18 protein-coding genes and 1 pseudogene are annotated in these 20327 nt (G+C 62.3%); 18 read left to right on the top strand and 1 reads right to left on the bottom strand.

The window, feature by feature from the left end:
* Nucleotides 1–167 precede the first annotated feature (167 nt).
* The 16 genes and pseudogenes from ABVQ20_RS16315 (at nt 168) to ABVQ20_RS16240 (ending at nt 16491) form a co-directional block, all read left to right on the top strand.
* The gene (locus ABVQ20_RS16315; RefSeq protein ID WP_354460545.1) at nt 168–1070 is read left to right on the top strand and encodes a GNAT family N-acetyltransferase; all 903 of its coding nucleotides are present in this window, start codon (nt 168–170) and stop codon (nt 1068–1070) included.
* 4 nt (nt 1071–1074) lie between these two features.
* On the top strand, nt 1075–2001 hold the full coding sequence (locus tag ABVQ20_RS16310) for a LysR family transcriptional regulator (protein ID WP_354460544.1): 927 nt from the start codon (nt 1075–1077) through the stop codon (nt 1999–2001).
* Nucleotides 2002–2144: 143 nt separating this feature from the next.
* Nucleotides 2145–3338, top strand: a complete 1194-nt coding sequence (locus tag ABVQ20_RS16305) for an FAD binding domain-containing protein (RefSeq protein WP_354460543.1) — start codon at nt 2145–2147, stop codon at nt 3336–3338.
* Nucleotides 3339–3582: 244 nt separating this feature from the next.
* Nucleotides 3583–4785, top strand: a complete 1203-nt coding sequence (locus ABVQ20_RS16300) for an MFS transporter (protein WP_354460542.1) — start codon at nt 3583–3585, stop codon at nt 4783–4785.
* A 43-nt stretch (nt 4786–4828) separates the two neighbouring features.
* Nucleotides 4829–6148 carry a c-type cytochrome gene (locus tag ABVQ20_RS16295; protein ID WP_354460541.1) on the top strand — a complete coding sequence of 440 codons (1320 nt, stop codon included), beginning with the start codon at nt 4829–4831 and terminating at the stop codon, nt 6146–6148.
* Between the two features lie 10 nt (nt 6149–6158).
* Nucleotides 6159–6653: a (2Fe-2S)-binding protein gene (locus ABVQ20_RS16290; RefSeq protein WP_354460540.1), complete on the top strand. Its 495-nt coding sequence runs from the start codon at nt 6159–6161 to the stop codon at nt 6651–6653.
* Nucleotides 6650–8881 carry a xanthine dehydrogenase family protein molybdopterin-binding subunit gene (locus ABVQ20_RS16285; RefSeq protein WP_354460539.1) on the top strand — a complete coding sequence of 744 codons (2232 nt, stop codon included), beginning with the start codon at nt 6650–6652 and terminating at the stop codon, nt 8879–8881. Before ABVQ20_RS16290 ends, ABVQ20_RS16285 begins: the two co-directional genes overlap by 4 nt.
* A 594-nt stretch (nt 8882–9475) precedes the next feature.
* A pseudogene (locus tag ABVQ20_RS16280) lies at nt 9476–9760 on the top strand (ArdC-like ssDNA-binding domain-containing protein); the annotation flags it as partial.
* A gap of 235 nt (nt 9761–9995) precedes the next feature.
* The gene (locus tag ABVQ20_RS16275) at nt 9996–10658 is read left to right on the top strand and encodes a phytoene desaturase family protein (protein ID WP_354460538.1); all 663 of its coding nucleotides are present in this window, start codon (nt 9996–9998) and stop codon (nt 10656–10658) included.
* A 450-nt stretch (nt 10659–11108) separates the two neighbouring features.
* The gene (gene blh / locus ABVQ20_RS16270) at nt 11109–12404 is read left to right on the top strand and encodes a bifunctional sulfur transferase/dioxygenase Blh (RefSeq protein WP_354460537.1); all 1296 of its coding nucleotides are present in this window, start codon (nt 11109–11111) and stop codon (nt 12402–12404) included.
* Nucleotides 12405–12430: 26 nt separating this feature from the next.
* Entirely contained in the window at nt 12431–12736 is a 306-nt protein-coding gene (bigR, locus tag ABVQ20_RS16265; protein WP_354462190.1) for a sulfite-sensing transcriptional repressor BigR, read from the top strand.
* Nucleotides 12733–13143 (top strand): YeeE/YedE family protein, encoded by a 411-nt coding sequence (locus ABVQ20_RS16260; protein ID WP_354460536.1) that lies wholly within the window; start codon nt 12733–12735, stop codon nt 13141–13143. Before bigR ends, ABVQ20_RS16260 begins: the two co-directional genes overlap by 4 nt.
* Nucleotides 13140–13574: a DUF6691 family protein gene (locus ABVQ20_RS16255; protein ID WP_354460535.1), complete on the top strand. Its 435-nt coding sequence runs from the start codon at nt 13140–13142 to the stop codon at nt 13572–13574. The genes ABVQ20_RS16260 and ABVQ20_RS16255 overlap by 4 nt, the downstream gene beginning before the upstream one ends.
* Complete coding sequence (locus ABVQ20_RS16250; RefSeq protein ID WP_354460534.1) at nt 13571–14350, top strand: sulfite exporter TauE/SafE family protein; 780 nt, start codon at nt 13571–13573, stop codon at nt 14348–14350. The genes ABVQ20_RS16255 and ABVQ20_RS16250 overlap by 4 nt, the downstream gene beginning before the upstream one ends.
* Before the next feature lie 456 nt (nt 14351–14806).
* Nucleotides 14807–15718, top strand: coding sequence for a LysR family transcriptional regulator (locus ABVQ20_RS16245; protein ID WP_354460533.1), 912 nt, complete (start codon nt 14807–14809; stop codon nt 15716–15718).
* Between the two features lie 104 nt (nt 15719–15822).
* Nucleotides 15823–16491 (top strand): glutathione S-transferase family protein, encoded by a 669-nt coding sequence (locus tag ABVQ20_RS16240; RefSeq protein ID WP_354460532.1) that lies wholly within the window; start codon nt 15823–15825, stop codon nt 16489–16491.
* 97 nt (nt 16492–16588) lie between these two features.
* On the opposite strand, the gene mocR is transcribed toward ABVQ20_RS16240, so the two are convergent.
* A complete protein-coding gene (mocR, locus tag ABVQ20_RS16235; RefSeq protein WP_354460531.1) occupies nt 16589–18031 on the bottom strand; it encodes a rhizopine catabolism transcriptional regulator MocR in 1443 nt (480 codons plus the stop codon).
* Between the two features lie 267 nt (nt 18032–18298).
* On the opposite strand from mocR, the gene iolE reads away from it, so the two are divergent.
* A complete protein-coding gene (gene iolE / locus ABVQ20_RS16230) occupies nt 18299–19207 on the top strand; it encodes a myo-inosose-2 dehydratase (RefSeq protein ID WP_354460530.1) in 909 nt (302 codons plus the stop codon).
* Nucleotides 19208–19235: 28 nt separating this feature from the next.
* Nucleotides 19236–20327, top strand: a complete 1092-nt coding sequence (locus tag ABVQ20_RS16225) for an ABC transporter ATP-binding protein (RefSeq protein ID WP_354460529.1) — start codon at nt 19236–19238, stop codon at nt 20325–20327.

The following is a 20327-nucleotide window of genomic DNA, read 5'->3' as shown; positions in this document are numbered from 1 at the left end:
GCCGGGCAGGTACCCTCAAGCATGTCTGCGTTCTTTCGCGATTGCATGCCGAAAGCGGAAATGTTTCAGTTGAATCTTGCGTTGGTGCGCGGCTTTCGAACAGATCATATTGGTCTGGTTGTTTAGCGTTGGCAGGGTCTCCCTCTATCGCGGCATCTTTCAGAGGCATGGAATTGAAGCCATCCGAAAGCTTGAAAATCGATGCCTTCTCGATGCGGGTCGGCGACCTTGAAGGCGTCGAACTGGACCGGCTGCACGCGCTCTCCCTGTCCGTGGGATGGCCGCATCGGGCCGAAGACTGGCAATTCCTGCGCGACGTGGGACAAGGTTTCGTGGTGCTCGATGAGATCGGACGGGTTCTCGGTTCGGCAATGTGGTTCGCGCATGGCGCCGATTTCGCGACCGTGGGGATGGTCATCACCTCGCCGCGCCTGCAGACGCTGGGGGCGGCGCAATGGCTGATGAAGCGGATATTCGATAAGGTTGGCGGGCGCGATCTACGCCTCAATGCAACCCGGGCGGCAAGGCGGCTCTATCTTTCGCTGGATTTCGTGCCCGAAAAGACGGTCTATCAATGCCAGGGCATAGCCCGCGCGCAGTCGATGGGCGGATCGACGGAGACGCGGGGCGATATCCGAGGCCTGGACGCTAGAGATATTCCCTCGGTGATCGCGCTCGACGCGGCGGCATTTGGCGTCAGGCGGGCGGCGCTCATCGAAAAGCTTTTCGCGCACTCGGCCGGCTATGGTCTTTTCAAGGGAGATACGCTGAAGGCTTTCGCGCTCTGTCGGCCGTTCGGGCGGGGCCATGTCGTGGGGCCGGTCGTGGCGGAAAGCGACGCTGAGGCCGTGGCGATCGTCCGACCGCATGTGGCCGACCATTCAGGATCTTTCCTCAGGGTCGACACCCATATGGACAATGGCGAATTCGCCGCCTTTCTGTCGCACAGCGGAATGCCGGTCTTCGACACGGTACTGACCATGTCGATGGGCAAACGCCTCCCCGATTTTGTCATCAGCGGTGCAGCTACACCGATGATCTATGCACTAACCAGTCAAACTCTTGGGTAGTTCGATGGACAAGTTTGCCGCGCTGAGCGCGTTCGTAGCTGTAGCCGACCATGGCGGCTTTGCGCCCGCCGCTCGCCGTATGGGCCTCGCACCTTCTTCGTTGACGAGGCAAATCAGTTTGCTTGAAGAAGCCCTCGGCGCTTTGCTTGTGAACCGATCGACACGCAGCGTAACGCTTACGGATGCCGGGGCGCGCTATCTCGAGGATGCCCGCCGCATTCTCGACGATATGGAGAACGCCGATCGCAGCGTCAGCGAGCAGGGCGGGCCGCCCAGCGGGGTGTTGCGTATATCCCTGCCGGTTGCCTTCGGCCGGCTGCATGTTGGACCGGCTCTTCCGCTCTTTCTCAGACGTTTCCCAGGGATGAGGCTCGACATCTCGCTTTCGGATACGGTTGTGAATCTGGTCGAGGAGCGGATCGATATCGCCATTCGCCTGGGTGCATTGGCTTCCTCCAGCTTGATTGCTCGCAAGCTGGCGCCGCATAGGCGACTGATATGTGCCAGTCCGGACTACATTGCGGAACATGGCGCGCCGGTATCTCCGCGTGATCTTCCACGCCACAATTGTCTGCTGTTCGACTATCTCACGGGCGAAACCACTTGGACTCTGGTCAAGGATGGCGCCCGCGAGCGGGTCTCCGTTTCGGGAAATCTGCGCGCCAGCGGTTCGGAGCTTTTGCGGGAAGCGGCGATCGGTGGTGCGGGGCTGATCTTGATGCCGACGTGGCTGGTCGGCCCCGACCTTTCCGACGGTCGGCTGGTGCCGGTCCTGGAAGAATGGTCCGTCAGCCCCGGCGCGGAGGAAGGCGCCATTTGGGCGCTCTACCTCTCCAGCCGGCGCGGATCGCGCAAGGTGAGCTGCTTCCTGGACTTTCTGGCAGAACACTTCGGATCACCGCCTTACTGGGATACGGCAGGCGGTCGCTGAGCGACCTGGCGGCTCATCGCCTTTTGCACCTCCCTCGATCATGTCGATCTTTGCGTCCAGCGCAAAGAAGAGCGCGAACATCGTCGGATTATCGCCTCGTTCTCGGGCGTCCATATTGATGTCGTCAAGCAAGGAGATGACACATGTGGGACGCCCTCTCACGGACTACAAATTCCGCCACCAGGACGCGTCGCGCCATCGTCATTGGTGGCTCGCTCGGCGGTCTCTTCGCCGGCAACATGCTGCGCAGCATTGGTTGGAACGTCGATGTTTTCGAGCGCTCGGCGGGCGACCTCGACAGCCGGGGTGGCGGCATCGTGCTCCAGCCGGACGTTGTGGAGGTGTTCCGCCGCTCTCATGCCACGCTTGACACGTCCGTCCTCGGTGTCCAGTCGCGATACCGGACCGTCTTTCGACCTGACGGCTCGATCGAGTCGAAGCATGTCGCGCTGCAAACGCAGACCTCCTGGTCGCTGATCTATACAACCCTGAAAGCCGCCTTCGGCGAACAGCACTATCATCGGGCGAAAACCCTGCTGCGCGTCGAACAGGATGAAGCCGCAGGGAACGTGACGGCGATTTTTGACGACGGCAGCCGGGAAACCGGTGATCTGCTGATCGGCGCGGACGGCGGCAATTCTACCGTGCGAGGTCAATATTGGCCGGACATGCGGCCTTGCTACGCCGGCTACGTCGCCTGGCGTGGCTTGCTGGCCGAGGACAATATGCCGCCGGTCTCTCGCGACACCCTGCACGGCGATTTCGGTTTTGCCAACAACAGGGGCTCTCACATTCTCGGCTATCTCGTGCCGGGCGGCGACAACGACGTCCGTCCCGGCCACCGGATCTTCAATTGGGTCTGGTACCGCGTCGTCGACGACAAGATGCTGGCCGAGGTGATGACCGACCGCGACGGAAAATCCCGTGGCTATGCAATTCCCGAGGGTTTTCTCGCGGATCGCTGGGTCGACCACATTCACCGAGAGGCGCAGTCTTTTCTCCCGCCCGGGTTCCGCGCTGTCGTGCGGGCGACGCCACAGCCCTTCGCTCAGGCAATCCGTGATCTCGCCTCGGATCAGATGGTGTGGGGACGCGCAGTCATCCTCGGCGACGCTGCCTCGATCCCGCGTCCACATACGGCCGCCAGCACGTTGAAAGCCGCCGCCAACGCCATTGCGCTTGCCGATCAACTCGCCGCGTCGCCGGACGACGTCGATGCGGCGCTCGCGCGATGGGAGGCGCCCCAGGTGCTGTATGGCAAATACCTTGAAAAACAAGGCGTCGAGACGGGGAACTATCTGCTCTTCCACCAGTCATCAAAGACGGCGATCGGTTAGAACGCCCTGTGCCTTCCCAATCACATCAAGGACCGCCGCGCTCCATCGGACGCCGGCCGCGGCAGGCGATCCCACGATCAAGCCATCGCCATCGCGATTTCAGTCAATCGACGAGACAAATCTGCAATCCAGGCCGGCGACGATGACCTATCTTCGGACGCTTCCAACGGCGGCGGTAGCAGAAGAACCCTTAGCGAATTTCACCCACGGCTGAACGCCGATCTGCTTCAGGAGAGACCGACAAATGAGACAGGAAGCCATCGCCGTCGCACTTCCGTCCGTGCTGCGAGGGTCGGCGATCTATGCCATGGCGACCGCCGCGGGCATCGCCGTCGCGAACATCTACTACAATCAACCGATGCTCGGCCTGATCGAAGAGGCACTGCCCGGCCGGCTGACTGAACTGGTTCCGACCGCAACCCAGCTCGGCTATGCCTGCGGACTTTTTCTGCTCGTCCCGCTTGGCGATATCGTTGAACGGCGGCGACTGATCGTTCTGCAGTTCGGCTTTCTCGCCATAGCGCTCGTGCTGGCCGCAATGGCTCCGAACGCTTTGCTCGTCGTCCTCGCCTCTCTCGTGGTGGGGCTCTCGGCCACGGTCGCTCAGCAGATCGTTCCATTGGCCGCGCATCTATCGCCGCCGGAGCGCAGAGGGGCTGTCGTCGGCACGGTCCTGGCGGGCATTCTGACAGGCATCCTTTTGAGCCGGACACTTGCAGGTTTCGTGGCAACCCATGCGGGTTGGCGAGAGATGTTCTGGCTGGGTGCGCCGATGGCGCTTGCCGCGGGCGGGCTGATGTGGCTGATCCTGCCGGCCACGCCTCCTGACTCTAACCTCAGCTATGGGAAGTTGCTGCGCTCGATCCTCGGTCTTTGGCGGGAATTTCCAGCCTTGCGGCTCGCGGCCATCACCCAGGCGTTTGTCTTCGCGGCCTTCATCGTGTTCTGGACAGTGCTCGCGTTGCGGCTTCAAGCGCCGCCTTTCCACCTTGGCGCGGATGTCGCTGGGCTTTTCGGCGTCCTCGGGGCCGTCGGCATCCTCGCCGCGCCGCTGGCCGGCCGCTTCGCCGATGCGCGCGGCCCCGCGCCAATCGTCGCGATGGGAGCCATCGTGACATTGCTGTCCTGGGTCGTCTTCGGCGTGTGGACCTCGCTTGCAGGCTTGATTGTCGGTGTCGTGCTGCTGGACTTCGCCGTGCAGTCGGCCCTGGTCTCGAACCAGCACATCGTCTTCGCATTGCGACCTGAAGCTCGAGCCAGGCTCAACACCGTCCTGATGGGCGCGATGTTCCTTGGTGGTGCGCTTGGCTCCGCAGGGGGCACGACGGCCTGGCAACTCGGCGGCTGGACCGGCGTGGTCGGGCTCGGTCTGATCTTCGCCCTCGTCGCGACGGCGTTGCAGCTTGCGAATATCAACCGCGGCCCGCGCCCCACACGCGGGTCCTGACGTTCTCGCCGGCACAATTGCGTTGCGAAGGGAGCAGCGGATCATGCGTCTCAAAATCATCCTCGGCATCGGCGCTGCTTTCGCCGTGCTCGCTGGCGGAGCCGCGCTTGCCTATGCATGGCGCTCCGAGATCGCTCCAATCGCAACACCCTCGCCAGCCAGCTTCGATCCAGAGATCGTGGCCAGGGGAAAGGCACTGGCTCTCATTGGCGATTGCCGAAGCTGCCATACGGCTCCAGCCGGCCGCGTCTTTGCCGGCGGCCTGGCGATGCCCACTCCCTTCGGCATCATCTACTCCACTAACATCACGCCGGATCGGGAAACCGGGATCGGCTCATGGTCGGGGGAAGCGTTCGCGCGGGCGATGCGGGAAGGCGTCGATCGGCAAGGCCGCCATCTCTACCCGGCCTTCCCATACGACCACTTCACGCTGACGAACAGCGAAGACATCAAGGCGCTTTACGCCTACTTCATGACGCGGGAGCCGGTGAGCGCCAAGACGCCCGCCAACCAGCTTCCTTTCCCCATAAGTATCAGGCTCGTTCTCGCCGGCTGGAAGCTGCTGTTCCTTGACCAGAGGCAACTACAGCCCGACTCCGCGAAGGACGAGCGGTGGCACCGCGGGCGATACCTCGTCGAGGGGCTCGGTCATTGCGGCGGCTGCCATACGCCGCGCAACCTGATGGGGGCGGAAAAGAAAGCGCACGCGTTCGAGGGCGGCGAGGTCGAAGGTTGGCGCGCCTATGCGCTCGGCAAGACTTCGAAAGCGCCGATACCCTGGACCGCGGATGCGCTGGAAACTTACCTCGCAGAGGGCTTCCATCCAGATCACGGGGTGGCCAGAGGGCCGATGGCTGCCGTGGCGGAGAATCTCTCCCAGGTGCCGCGCCAGGAACTGGCCGCGATGGCGACCTATCTCGCTTCGCTTGGACCGGCCGCTGCCGCATCGCTGTCCGAGCCGGCGGCCGTCGCCACGCCGTCGATGCCGCAATCAGGCGGCCTTCAGGTTGCAACGCCGCCAGCGCAATCCGATTCCGGGGCGCGGCTCTACGCCAATGCTTGCGCCTCCTGTCATGATTCCGGCCGGACACTCCCGCTGGGAGCCGTTCCGCTCCGCGTGTCGACGGTGGTATCGGGAGAAGGTCCGGAAAATCTGGTGACGTTGATCCTCAACGGCGTTCCGGCCACGAACAGCAGCACGGCTCCCGTCATGCCGGGCTTTGGCGCTGTCATGACCGACGGGCAGATCATGAGTTTGGCGCGCTATCTGCGCCGCGACCTCGCCGGGCGCTCCGAGTGGCCGTCGCTGGAGGCCACCTTGCGAAAGGCCCGTGCCGCACAGGCGGCCAGCCGGTTGAAATGAGGAGGACATGATGGCCACCGTGACAATCAACGGAACACCTCACACCGTCGAGGCAGCCCCAGACACGCCGCTCCTCTACGTGTTACGCAATGAGCTGAAACTCAATGCCGCCAAGTTCGGTTGCGGCCTCGGCCAATGCGGTGCCTGCACCGTCATCGTTGAGGGTGAGGCAATATTCTCCTGCATCACGCCGGTCGAGCTGGTCGAGGGGCGTGCTGTGACGACGCTCGAGGGGCTCGGCACCAGGGAAAAGCCCAGCGCGCTGCAGCAGGCCTTCATCGACGAGCAAGCGGCCCAGTGCGGCTACTGCATTCCGGGCATGATGATGCGTGCGCAGGCACTGCTTCAGCGCAATCCGCAGGTCTCCGATCGACAGATCCGCGAGGAACTGGAGCCGCATCTGTGCCGCTGCGGCACGCATATGCGCATCCTGAGGGCGATCCGCCGCGCGGCCAACCATCTGGCGGGACAAGCAAACCCAGTCGGGACGGGAGGTCGCTCATGAGCATCATGCTGTCCCGGCGTGCCGTCCTTTTGGGGACAGGCGCCCTCACGCTGGCGTTCAGCCTGCCCGGCGCGCGCGCGCAGACGGCAGCAAGCGAGGGCGATATGGCGGCGCCGGAGCGCAAGCTCCCTGGCAGCCTTGACGGCACGCCGCGGCTCAATGCCTGGATTCGCATAGACGCAAACGGCGCCGTCACCATCCTGACCGGCAAGGCCGAACTCGGCCAGGGCCTCAGGACCGCGATCCTCCAGATCGCCGCGGAGGAACTCAAGGTCCCGTTCGACGCGCTCGCGCTGGTGACGGCCGATACCGGCCGGACCGCCAACGAGGGCTACACCGCAGGCAGCCATTCCATGCAGGATTCCGGCACCGCGATCCGCAATGCCGCTGCGCAGGTGCGCGAGATCCTGATTCAGGAGGCCGCGCGTCGACTGTCGGTCCCGGCCGAGAGACTTCATGCGGCCGATGGCGCGGTTGTCGGGGCGGGCAACATTCACCTGGGCTATGGCGAGCTGGTTGGCGCCGAATTGCTGGAGGTCGACGCCCAACCGACCTCGAAGCTCACCGCTGCTTCCGAATTCACCGTGATGAACCGATCGATCCCGAGGGTCGACATCCCGGGCAAGGTCACAGGCGGCGACGCCTATGTCCAGGATCGCCGCCCGCAGGGCATGTTGCATGCCCGGATGATCCGGCCGCCGAGCTACGGGGCCGAGATCATCCAGCTCGATTCCACCTCTGTCGAAGCGATGCCAAGGGTCTTGAAGGTTCTTCGCGACCGCAACTTTCTTGCTGTCGTGGCTGTCGATGAATGGACGGCCCTCCAGGCAATGCGCCGTCTTTCGACACTCGTGACCTGGAGCGAACAGGCCGAATTGCCCGACAGCGCAAGGCTGGCGGACGCACTGACGGCGCTGCCCTCACACGACACTGTCATCCTTGACGTTGGCAAGCCCGGCGCGTCGGGCAAAGTCGTCGAAGGACGCTTCGCCAAGCCCTATCTTGCCCACGGCTCGATCGGCCCGTCCTGTGCTGTCGCCGAAGCGAGCGGCGGAACGGTGACGGTCTGGACGCACACACAGGGTGTTTACCCGCTGCGCCAGGCGATTGCCGGAATGCTGAAGCTGCCGCTCGACAAAGTGCGATGCATCCACACGGAAGGAGCCGGTTGCTACGGCCACAACGGCGCCGACGACGTCGGAGCCGACGCGGCGCTAATAGCGGCGGCTATGCCGGGCCGGCCGGTGCGCGTGCAATGGATGCGTGAGCAGGAGCACTCCTGGGAGCCCTTCGGACCCGGCATGGTGACCTCTGTGCGCGCGGTGGTCGGCGATGCGGGAACCATCACGGATTGGCATTATGAGGTATGGAGCCAGTCCCATATGATGCGGCCCGGGGAGCCGGGCACGTTGCTGGCCGCGCGCGACAAGAGAGATCCAGCCCCGCCGCCTCCGCCCATCGAAATTGCGCAGCCGGAGGGTGGCGGCGACCGCAACGCGATCCCGCTCTATCGCTTCCCGAATTCACGGGTGGTGACGCATTTCCTGCGCGAGATGCCCCTGCGCGGATCCTCGATGCGCTCACTGGGCGGCTATCTCAACGTTTTATCGATCGAAAGCACGATGGACGACTTGGCCCGTGCCTCGGGGCAGGATCCGGTCGACTTTCGGCTGCGTTTTCTTGAGGAAGATCGTGCTCGAGCGGTGGTCGAGAGAGCGGCCGCCGACTTCGGTTGGAGCGGACGTCCGCCGCTTCCCAGCGGGGGCGGTTACGGTTTCGGTTTTGCCCGATACAAGAATCTGGAGGCCTATTGTGCCATCGCATTGGAGATATTCATCGATCCGGAAGCCGGCGACGTCCGCATCCGCCGTGTGAGTGCCGCGGTGGACACCGGTGAGGTCGTCAACCCTGACGGCATCCGGAACCAGATCGAAGGAGGCATTATCCAGTCCACCAGCTGGACGCTTTTTGAGCAGGTCACATTCGATAGCAGGCGCATCACCTCGTTCGACTGGTCGTCCTATCCGATCCTGCGGTTCTCCAGCGTGCCGGAGAGACTTGACGTCGCGGTCATAGACAGGCCTGGCGCGCCGTTCCTCGGCGTGGCCGAAGCAGCACAAGGCCCGGCGGGGTCGGCACTCGCAAACGCGATCCGCGATGCTTGCGGCCAAAGGTTGCGGCAGCTTCCGTTCACGCCGGCTCGTATCCGGCAGGCGTTCGGCCGATGACCGGGCGGACAATGCCCGAGCCGCAAGCGGTGGCCGTTCCTGCCTAGGTGAGTCACCGGCGGAGTGGCGCGATAGCGCCCACACCCACGCGAATGCGCAGTGCTACTTGCCGTACTAATTTGCAGAAAGTACGGTAGGGACTCACCAAGCTATTGAAAAGATTGGTGATCCCGACCAGGAATCGACCCTTAGGGTGGGGTGCTTAATTCGAACGCGAGCCATCCTCGCACGAAGGTGCCAGATGAAGAACATCCCTGAGAAAAAGAGTGCACCAGGCAGGATTGGGACGCCACGGCTTCAGCATCCTGATCGCCGTCCTCCTATGGCCGCGCTCGCCTGGGCAGTCGGAACGCACCCGGATGCGAGGTCGTGCGGCCAGGGGGCGGAGCGGAAAGGGCGTCGAGCCGGAAGCCGGGGAACCTTGTGTTACGTGATTTCGATTTCGTGAGGAAAAGCCTTCCCCTGGTCGGCACTCTCGTCGCCGACGCATCCCTTCTGCGGATGCCCCCTCTAGAGTAAGAGTGCGGACCGGGGTTGCCGTGACGGGTTGACGGCTGGAGGAGAGCCCTCCGGCGCCCGTCGCGGAGAACCGCGATGTCCAGACATCATCATAACGCTCGCGCCGGCGCCGACCGGGCAAACCTTTACGACGACATCACCAACAAGATCATCGCCGAGCTGGAAGCCGGCCGCGTTCCCTGGGTGCAGCCCTGGGGCACGGCTTCGGCCAATGCCGCCACTGGTCGCGCCTATTCCGGGATCAATGTGCTGATCCTGTGGGGTGCGGTCATCGAACATGGTTTTCCCGTCCAGAGCTGGCTGACTTTTCGCCGGGCGCTATCGCTGGGCGGCCATGTCCGCAAGGGCGAACACGGCACCATCTGCCGGGGTGGCAAAGGAACAGAACATCAGGGTGATCCGACACGCGTGAGGATGTTGCTCTATGCGGGTCCTTCGTCCACCGCCGTGAATGTGCTACTTATTGTGACACCTATTGTGATACAAATCGGAAGTTGGAGCAGAAAGAGAACAATAAAAACAATAGCTTGCCGAGAGGCTCGATCCCGCCGACCGGGTCGTCTCGGTCGCCGACAGCCACGCCACCATTCATGACTTGCTCGGCAGCAGGTACCCTGACAAAGCCTTCGAGAAGGCGTTCGCTCAGTACGAAACCTTTCCGTCCTATCTACAGGTTTCGCTTGGCGTGGCGCGCGACCTGTCGCGGGAGCCAGGCTACCTCACGCTCGTTCTTGACGACCCGTTCGAGGTCGATCCCGGGACTCGCCTTCCGACCCTGGCGTTTCGCGTTTTCCATTACGACCCAACCTTCTCGCCGCCGGGCAAGACCGCGGTGACCTGCTTTCTGCCGACGCCCAATTTCGCATTCTGGGCAGACCTGCGCCGCGACGACCCGGAACGCTACCGGGCGGAGAAGCATCGCATTGCTCAAGCCGTCATCGCTGTACTAGAACGCCGGCTACCCGGTGTCCGAGGCGAGATCGAGGTCACCGACGTGTCGACCCCGGCGACGGTTCTCCGCTACACCGGCAACTGGAAGGGGAGCATGGAGGGCTGGCTGATGACCCCCGACACCGGCTTCAGCGCGTTGCCGCAAACTCTGTCGGGTCTCAAGCACTTCGCGATGGTCGGACAGTGGGCTCAGCCCGGCGGCGGCCTGCCGAGTGGCCTCCTGACGGCCCGCGCCGCTATCCAGGCGATCTGCCGTCAGGACCAGGTATCGTTTCGGCCCGACGCGGCGGCCGTCGGCGATGAATAGACGGCGAGTGCTGGTTGGCGCTGGCGCAGTGGCGCTTGGCGCCGTCGGCGCGACTGCCCTTGGCCTCTCGCGGATGGGCTCGATGAACGGCTGCACCGCTGCCGTGGCCACGACTAGGGCGTCCCTACCGAATCATCTGGAACTCATGGATCTTATCCGGCACGCGACGCTGACGGCGAGCGGCCACTGTGCAGCTTTTTCTCGAATAGGTGAAGATAGGCTGCCGCACTGCCACCCAGGACGGTGACGCGCGGCATGTAGTGAGCGTGAAGAATCGACAGGCCTCGCCCCACGAGGCTTCCAACAGGCCGCTGATTGGCTCGCTGCATCTGCCAGACGACCTCGGCGGGTAAATTGAGTCCGCTAGCAGTTCCGCTACGAGGGCCATTGCATCAGTCATTATTATACATTATATGCAATTGAATATTGATTAGAACCCAGGTGCTCGATATGAATATGATCCGTGTGAATGACGTGTTGACCGTCGGTCACCAGCCCTCGATTTCCGAAGTCCGGTCGCTTGCCGGCCATGGGTTTGCAGGAATGATCAACGCCCGACCTGACGGGGAAGAGACCTCCCAGCCCGGAAACGCCGCCGAACGGGAGGCGGCTGGCCAGGCAGATGTCTCCTACACCTTCATACCCCTCACCATGCCGACCATCACGGAGGCGGACGTGCGGGCCTTCCAGGCGGCTATGGCCGATGCCGGCGGCCCCGTCTTTGCTCATTGCAAGACCGGCATGCGCGCCGTCACCCTGTATGTACTGGGCGAGGCACTTGATGGCCGTATGTCATCCGTGGATATCGCGGCTCTCGGCTTGAAACTCGGCCTGGACCTGTCGGCAGCATCGCGATGGTTCGAAGCGCACAGGCAACTCCGACCGGACGTGAAGGGGTTCTTCGATCCCCGGACTGGAAGTGTGCAATATGTAGTTTCGGACCCGGATACCCGAAAATGCGCCATTATCGATCCGGTTCTTGATTTCGACGAGAAGTCCGGAGCGACCACGACGCGCAACGCCGACGCGATACTTGCCTATGTTGCCGAGAGCGGGTTGACCGTCGAATGGATCCTCGACACCCACCCCCATGCCGATCACCTTTCGGCGGCCCAGTATCTGAAGGAGAAGACGGGCGCCCCAACCGCGATTGGCGCGCCGGTGACCGACGTCCAGCGCTTGTGGCGGGGCATCTACAACTGGCCGGAACTTCGTGTCGACGGTTCGCAGTGGGACAGGCTGTTCTCGGACGGCGACACCTTCAAGGTCGGTTCCATAGCCGCGCGCGTGATGTTTTCGCCCGGCCACACCCTGGCGTCGATCACCTATGTCATCGGCAATGCGGCCTTTGTCCACGACACCGTCTTCATGCCTGACAGCGGCACGGCTCGTGCCGATTTCCCCGGTGGCGGCGCTCGCATCCTGTGGAAATCGATCCAGGGGATCCTGGAACTTCCGGACGAAACCCGCCTGTTTACAGGGCACGACTACCAGCCGGGCGGACGCGAGCCGAAGTGGGAAAGCACGGTCGGCGAACAGAAGCGCGCCAATGCACACCTGGCCGGCCTGGACGAGGACGGCTTCGCCGGATTGCGCGTGGCGCGTGACCGAACGCTGCCGATGCCCAAACTCATCCTGCATGCCCTGCAGGTCAACATTCAGGCGGGGCGTCTGCCGGAGCCGGAAGCAAACGGTATGCGCTATCTGAAATTTCCCCTCGATGCATTGCAAGGAGCAGCGTGGTGAGTGAGGCTCAGCCTGATACCGCGAACATGTCGCCCGCCGCCATGGAATCGCGCGCCGGTGAAGTGGCGGCTTTGTTGAAGACGCTGGCACATCCAGTGCGGCTGATGCTCGTCTGCACCCTTGTCGAAGGGGAGCATTCGGTCAGCCAGCTGGAAGAAATGCTCGACATCCATCAACCGAACCTTTCCCAGCAACTGACCGTGTTGCGCGACGCCGACATTGTGAAAACGCGGCGGGACGGGAAACAGATCTTCTACCGGCTGACCGCCGAAAAGGCCGCTCGATTGGTTGCGGCACTTTACACGATCTTCTGTTCGGAAGGCCGGCCATGACCTCTTATCTCGTATCCCTTCTCGGCGGGGCCCTTGTTGGCCTGTCATCGGTCATCCTGCTGATCCTGAACGGCAGGATCGCCGGCGTAAGCGGGATTGTCGGCAGGGCGGTCCAAGGCATCAATACCTGGACAAACGCTGCCTTCGTCGTCGGATTGCTGCTTGGCCCGGTGGTGTACTTCGCGGCTTTCCGTCACTGGCCGACCGTGACCGTGACGGCGTCGCTGCCGTTGGTCATGCTTGCGGGATTGCTGGTCGGCTTCGGATCCCGAATGGGCTCGGGTTGCACCAGCGGTCATGGGGTGATGGGGCTAGCCCGGCTATCGCCACGTTCGATCGTCGCGGTCCTGACATTCCTTGCGAGCAGCATCGCGGCTGTCGCGCTTCTTCGCGGAGCAGTCTTGTGAAACACGGCAAACTACAACCTGTCGCCGCTTTGGCCGCGGGCATGCTTTTCGGGTTTGGTCTGGCGCTGTCGGGCATGCTCGATCCTGTCCGGGTCCAGGGCTTTCTCGACGTTTTTGGCGTGTGGGATCCGAGTCTGGCCTTCGTGCTCGGCGGCGCCGTTGCGGTTGCAATGGGAGGCATGGCCTGTATCCGGCGGATGTCGCGACCGCTACTGGCGGATCGCTTCCATTTGCCAATGAACTCGCGGATCGACGCCCCTCTGGTCATTGGCTCGGCGATCTTCGGCTTGGGATGGGGCCTGGGCGGGTTTTGCCCTGGTCCGGCAATAGCTTCGTTGTCTCTTGGGCTAGCGCCAACGCTGACCTTCGTAGCCTTTATGCTGGCGGGGATAATTGCCCATGATCGCGTCTTTGTCGGGAGAGCATCATGACCGATAGCTTGTTTGCTGCTGTCGGCTCGGGAGGTCTGGTCGGTTTCACTCTTGGTCTGGTCGGCGGCGGCGGATCGATCCTTGCCACGCCGCTCTTGCTCTATGTTGTCGGCGTCGCCCAGCCACACATTGCCATCGGCACAGGCGCGCTTGCAGTGGCCGCCAACGCTTTTGCGAACTTCGGAGGCCACGCCTTGAAGGGCCACGTCTGGTGGCGTTGTGCGCTTGTCTTCGCAGCATTGGGCTCTGCAGGTGCCCTGGCGGGTTCGACGCTCGGAAAGTCGATCAACGGGACGCATCTGCTTTTCTTCTTTGGCCTGCTCATGCTGGTGGTCGGCGGACTTATGGTTCGCCCACGGCGTAGCGCGTTGACGACAGTCCGGCCTGTCGACGCCAAAATGTGTGCGATGACAGCTGCAGTCGCTGTTGTCGCCGGTGCGGCCTCCGGCTTCTTCGGCATTGGTGGCGGCTTCCTCATTGTTCCCGGATTGATCCTGGCAACCGGAATGCCGACGATCAATGCCATTGGCACATCCTTGCTCGCTGTCACAGCCTTCGGCCTCGCGACCGCCTTCAATTACGCCTTGTCCGGAATGGTTGACTGGCAGTTGGCAGCCGAGTTCATTGTTGGCGGCTTTGGCGGCGGCTTGATTGGCATGTTCGCGGCAACACGCCTCGCTTCTTACAAGAACGTGCTCAATAGGATGTTTGCCGCACTCATCTTTGTCGTCGCGAGTTACGTTCTCTACAGGAGTATAGGCGAACTGGCTCGGTAATAGTCTGTGCTATAAAATAGTCGGCCGCTTCCAACCGTGTTTGCCCATATAGCGAACGGTTGTTAGCCGTCTATAGATGGGCGAATTTCAATATGAGCTGATCGGCGACGGCACCAAGGTCGACTCAATCGCGAACGCATATTTCCACGGCGCCTGACTTTGCCACGGTTACGGAATTAGCCAAATTGCTGGCATCGGCAGTCAGCGCTGATCACCATTAGGCGTTTTGCCAAGAAGGCCTAGGTCGCGGACCTTCGGTAGCGAAGGCCTGCGTCTCGAGCTGGCGGCGTGTAGATTTTCCATTCTCTGTAACTAGCACAACCCATTGTCCGCCGATGTGCCTAACTCGCATTGGCTGGCGGACATTGTCTCTGATCACTATCTGGGTCACGGCTCCTTGCGGACCGGCACGTCTGCAGGAGCGATAGGGGCTTGATCAGTGGCGGGAGGCAGAACTTGGATCTTTTCACTTCGATGCGTTATTTTATCCGCGTCTATGACAGTAATTCGTTCAGCGCCGCGGCAAAGTCTCTCAAGGTCGGGCAATCGGCTCTCTCCAAAACCATTGCGCATCTTGAGCGTGAACTCGGTGCGCCACTATTTCTCCGGTCGACACGACAGCTCACGCCAACCGAACCGGGCAAGGTATTCTACGAACACGCGGTCAAGGTTGTCGAGGATGCCGAAGCTGCGCTTTCCGCCGTCGGGAGCAAGTCGCAGAATTTCTCTGGTCAAATCACGATCAGCGGCACACTGACCTTCATGTGCCAATACATTATCCCCAAGCTGCCACAGTTTATCGAGGCCCATCCGGGCATCGACATCTCAGTCCATCTTGATGACAGAAATGTCGGACTGATCGAACAGGGTATCGACGTAGCCCTGCGAATGGGGCAACTCGATGACTCCGGTCTCGTTGCAAAACGGATCGGACGTTGCAGGCGCATCGTGGTGGGCGGGGTATCGTATCTTGAAACGCATGGGGAGCCGCAGACGCCGGAAGAGCTGGTTGAGCATACGACCATCGTGCTTGCGCAAGGCGAGGGTGGTGACCGTTTTACCTTTGAGGGTCCGCACGGGACGAAGTCCATCTCGGTCAGGCCCAAGCTGCGGATCAACGCCACAGAAGGCGTGCGCTCTGCTGTCCTTGCAGGGGCAGGTCTTTCGGTTGCCACGGAGTGGATGTTCGAGGCCGAGCTAGACAACGGCGTGGTCCGTGAAGTTCTCACCGACTGGGCGCTCCCGGATCTCGATCTATGGGCCGTCATGTCCGCAGGTCGCAGAACGAGCGCAAAGGTTCGGGCCTTTGTAGAATTCATCGAAGCTCAAGTAAATTCCACTCGATTCGGGGTCGGATATCATTCCTGAGGGGACTATATGTTATTCTATTTCTCCAGATAATCGATCGATGTGGAATAAATTACCTATGAGCAGCGCCGTCATCGGGACGGGCCGAATTAGGAAATAAGATAATGTCTATCAAAATCTATGGCGACCTAGGCTCGGGCAGCCTGCGCCGTGTCGCCACCGCAGCTAAGATCATGGGCGTCGACTACGAACGCGTGAACGTTGATCTTTTCAAGGGTGAAAGCCATACGCCGGAGTTTCTAAAGCTCAACCCCCATGGGCTGACACCGGTCCTGCAGGATGGCAACACGATCATTTGGGAAGCATCGGCGATCAATCTCTACCTCGCTGAGAAAGCCAACTCGCCGCTCGTGGGCAAGACCGCAAGTGAACGCTACGAGGTCTTGCAGTGGATGTTCTGGTCAGGCGAGCAATGGCGTATCTTCGCGGTGCTGATGTTCAACGAGCGTGTCGCCGGTCGCGCGATGGGGCAGATCGAAGACCCCTCTATCGTCGATCTCGCACTCAAGAATATCCGGGCAGCCGCCTCGGTGCTCGACACTCATCTCGCCAGCCGACGGTTCATTGTCGGCGACGAATTAACGCTGGCTGACATCGACATCGCCGCTCCGTTCTCACAGGTTCACCGCACCAAGGTGCCCTTTGCCGACTTCCCGAACCTTTGGGCGTGGCAGCAGCGTCTTCTGGAAACAGTTCCGGCATGGGCAGAAACCAAGCGTGACTTGGATGAGCGCATGGACACGTTCATGAACGCCCTCGGCATTACATTCTAACACAAAATCAGAATGAGGTGTGCCTGACATGGTGCATCTCGTTCCGTCCAGTCGGCCGAGGGGGCCCTGCGGCCAGCTCATCAGCGGCAGACGAGGCTCACGACAGAGTCCGCACGTGCTCGATAGCCTGGCGTAGACGTCGGATGCCCGCTTCGCTCTCGGCCTTGTTGCAGGCTGCATAGCCAAGCACGAGCCCGTTGCCAGAGGACGACCAGTAATATTTTGACAGCGGCGAAGCGTTAACGCCGAGTTTGTCGGCGAAATGCACAACCGCTCGGTCGTCGCAACTTTCGTGAAGAGAGGCAACGACCTGGATTCCGGCTTCTGCCGGCGAAAGGGTCATATGGTCGGCCAGTTCGGTCTCGCACAATTCGTAGAACAGCTTGCGTCTCTCGGCGTAGATGCGGCGCATGCGCTTGAGGTGACGGCTCATGTGGCCTTCATCGATGAAATCGGCCAGTGCCGCCTGAAGCACCAGGGGCGCGAACTGCCCGGTGGTGCTCAGCGCGTGCGGAATGCCCTCGCACAAGGCGGGGGGCAGGACCATGAACCCGAGCCTCAGCGCCGGAAACAGCAATTTCGCAAAGGTACCGACATAGATGACGCGGTCGGCGTAATCCATGCTCTGTATGGCGGGCACCGGCCTTCCCTGAAACCTGTACTCTCCGTCGAAATCGTCCTCGATGATCCACGAATTGTTGCGCTCGGCGATTTCAAACAGACGCAGCCGCTGGTCCATTCGCATCGTGATTCCCAACGGATGCTGGCAGGCGGGCGTTACATAGATCAGTCGCGGCGAAACCTCCGGCTGGTTCATCTGCCAGCCGTCGCGGTCGACGACAAGTGGCAGGATGTTGGCGCCGGCGACGGTGAAGGTCGCCTTGGCCGCGTAGTAGCCGGGCTCCTCAAGCCACACCGTGTCGCCAGGATCGAGCAGCAGGCGCGCCAGCAGATCGAACGCTGCCTGCGCTCCCGTCGTCACGACGATCTGTTCGGGCGAACATCGCACGCCCCTGGCCGAGATCAGGTAGCCGGCGATCGCCTCTCTGAGCGCAGGCAGGCCCGTCACGTGATAGGTGCCGAACAACATGTCGGCGCCAAACGTCGCCCGACGCGCCAGAAGCCTGCCCCAGACGCCAAAGGGGAAGCTGTGCGGGTCTGGCATGCCCGGATGGAAGGCGAATCGGCCGGGCGATCCGTGATGGAAGGGTTGCTGCATCAGGCTCTCTCCGCGCCTGGACAGCGGGCGGCGAATTGGGGGCGTCGCAAGCGTGTCGCTATGGTCCGTCGTGTGCACGGGCAGGTCGATGACAACCGGGCGCGCGCCTTGCCGGCTTGCGAGATAGCCTTCGGTCGCCAGTTGGTCATACGCACCAACGATGGTGTTGCGGGCGAGGCCGAGATCCTCGGCCAGCGCCCGCGTCGAGGGCAATTCCGATCCCGGTGCGAGGCGCCGGTCACGGATCATCGCGGCAATCTGCCGGTAGAGCTGGCGATGGATCGGCTCGTCGACGGTCCGGTCGATGACCAGCGCGTCCATTGGAAAGGCCTGGCGCCGTCGCCTCGACATCCGCATTGCAAAGCCTCCGGGAAAGCGTCGAGCTTAGACCCACAGAGAGCCGATTGAAACTGGCACCTTCACTTCCGTGCAAACTGGCCCTCGCGATGGAGACAGATCGGCGCTTACATCAAAAGAAAAAGGGAACAACGGGTAAGGCAAGCCGAAAGCGGGACACCTTCACCGACCGGAGCGGTTCGGGTGAAGCGCCGTTGCCAATGGCATTGCCTGGTTCGATGAGGAGCGACGATGGCAGTCCGCATAGGCATAAACCCTATAACGTGGACCAATGACGATGTGCCCGAGCTCGGCGGGGATACGCCGCTGGAGGTCTGCCTTTCCGAAACCGCGGAGGCCGGCTACGCGGGCACCGAACTCGGAGGCAAGTTTCCACGCGCCAGCACCGACCTGGCCGCGGCTCTCGCTCCCTACGGCCTGGAACTGGTCTCCGGGTGGTATGATGGCCGGATCTGCGAAAAGGAGGTCGAGGAGGAGTTCGAGGCCATCCTGCCGCATCTGACGCTCCTGAGGGACCTCGGTGCGAAGCATGTCGTCTACGCCGACACGTCACGCGGCCGCCATGGCGCAATTCACGATCCGATCTCCCAGCGTCCCGCACTTGCCGACGACGAATGGAAATCCTACGGCAACAAGATAACGCGGCTGGCGGAGCGGTTCGCGGATTTCGGGGTCGGCATGGCCTTTCACCATCACATGGGAACCATCGTCGAGACGGATGCGGAAATCGGCAGGCTGATAGCCGGTTCGGGCGAGGCCGTGGGCCTCCTCTACGACACCGGCCATTGCCTGTTTTCCGGCGGCGATCCCGAGGCGCTGCTGCGGCGGCATGTTGGCCGCGTCGTTCATGTGCACTGCAAGGATGTGCGGCTGGACGTGCTGAAGCGCGCCCACGCCATGGATATGAGCTTCATGGGTGCGGTGATGGAAGGCATCTTCACCGTGCCGGGAGACGGTTCCGTCGACTACCCGACGCTGCTGAAGGTGCTGGCCGACAATGGCTATGCCGGCTGGCTGGTGGTCGAGGCCGAGCAGGATCCGGGCAAGGCCCACCCGCTTACCTATGCAACGATGGGCCATCGCAACCTGCGCGACCTTGCCCGCAAGGCCGGCTTCGAGGTCAAGGAGCGGAAGAACTGATACCCTTCGGGGACGCTGGGGAGCGGCAATGAGTTCTGTCCTGTACCAAGGTGTGGTCAAGAACTACGGCGCGCTGAACGTCTTGCGCTCGCTCGATCTTGCCGTTCCCGACCACATGTTCCTGGCCCTGCTCGGTCCTTCGGGTTGCGGCAAGACGACGGCGCTTCGCATCCTGGCCGGCCTCGACATGCCAAGTGGCGGCAAGGTCTTCATAGGTGATCGCGACGTTACCCGGCTGCAGCCGCGCGACCGCGACATCGCCATGGTCTTCCAGAGCTATGCGCTCTACCCGCAAATGACGGTCGGTGAAAACATCGGCTACCCCTTGTGGATTCGCGGTACGCCCGATGCCGAGCGTCGCGCCAAGATCGACGAGGTCGCCGCGGTTCTCGAGATCGGCCACCTGCTCGACCGGCGGCCGCGCCAGCTGTCCGGCGGGCAGAGGCAACGCGTGGCCCTGGCGCGCGCCATTGTCCGCGATCCGGCGGCCTTCCTCATGGACGAGCCGCTGTCGAACCTGGACGCCAGGCTGCGGCTGACCATGCGCGGCGAGATCAAGCGTCTGTGCCTGCGGCTCGGCGCAACCACGCTCTATGTCACCCACGACCAGGTCGAAGCCCTGACCATGGCGGATTTCGTCGCGGTGATGCACGCCGGCGCGCTGCAGCAGATGGCGCCGCCGGCAGATATTTATGACCGCCCCGCCAACCGTTTTGTCGCAACCTTCGTCGGCAACCCGCCCATGAACATCCTTCCGGTCATGCTTGCCGAACAAGGCATCGCGATCGGCGGAACGCCGGTTCCGATGGATGCTGCGCGGCTGCCGGCATGTCGAGCGGCCGAAGTGGTCGAGATCGGCCTGCGGCCGGAAGATATCAGCGTCTCAGCGCCGGGCGCGTCCAACACGCTGCCCGGCGAGATCTATGTGGTTGAACCCATGGGCAATGAGACGCTGGTCAATGTGCGCATCGGCAGCGGCAATGTCTCGGTGCGCGCGGGCCGCGATTTCAGGGGCGCGGTGGGCGCCAACATCGCGGTCACCTTCGATGTGTCCAACGCTTGCTTCTTCAATTCGGCCGGACTGACGGCCGTCCACAGAGTCAACAGTGATGGAGAGTGA

Origin of the sequence: Mesorhizobium shangrilense, from assembly GCF_040537815.1 — a bacterium.
Lineage (GTDB): Bacteria > Pseudomonadota > Alphaproteobacteria > Rhizobiales > Rhizobiaceae > Mesorhizobium > Mesorhizobium shangrilense.
This window is presented reverse-complemented; position numbering and strand designations above follow the sequence as displayed.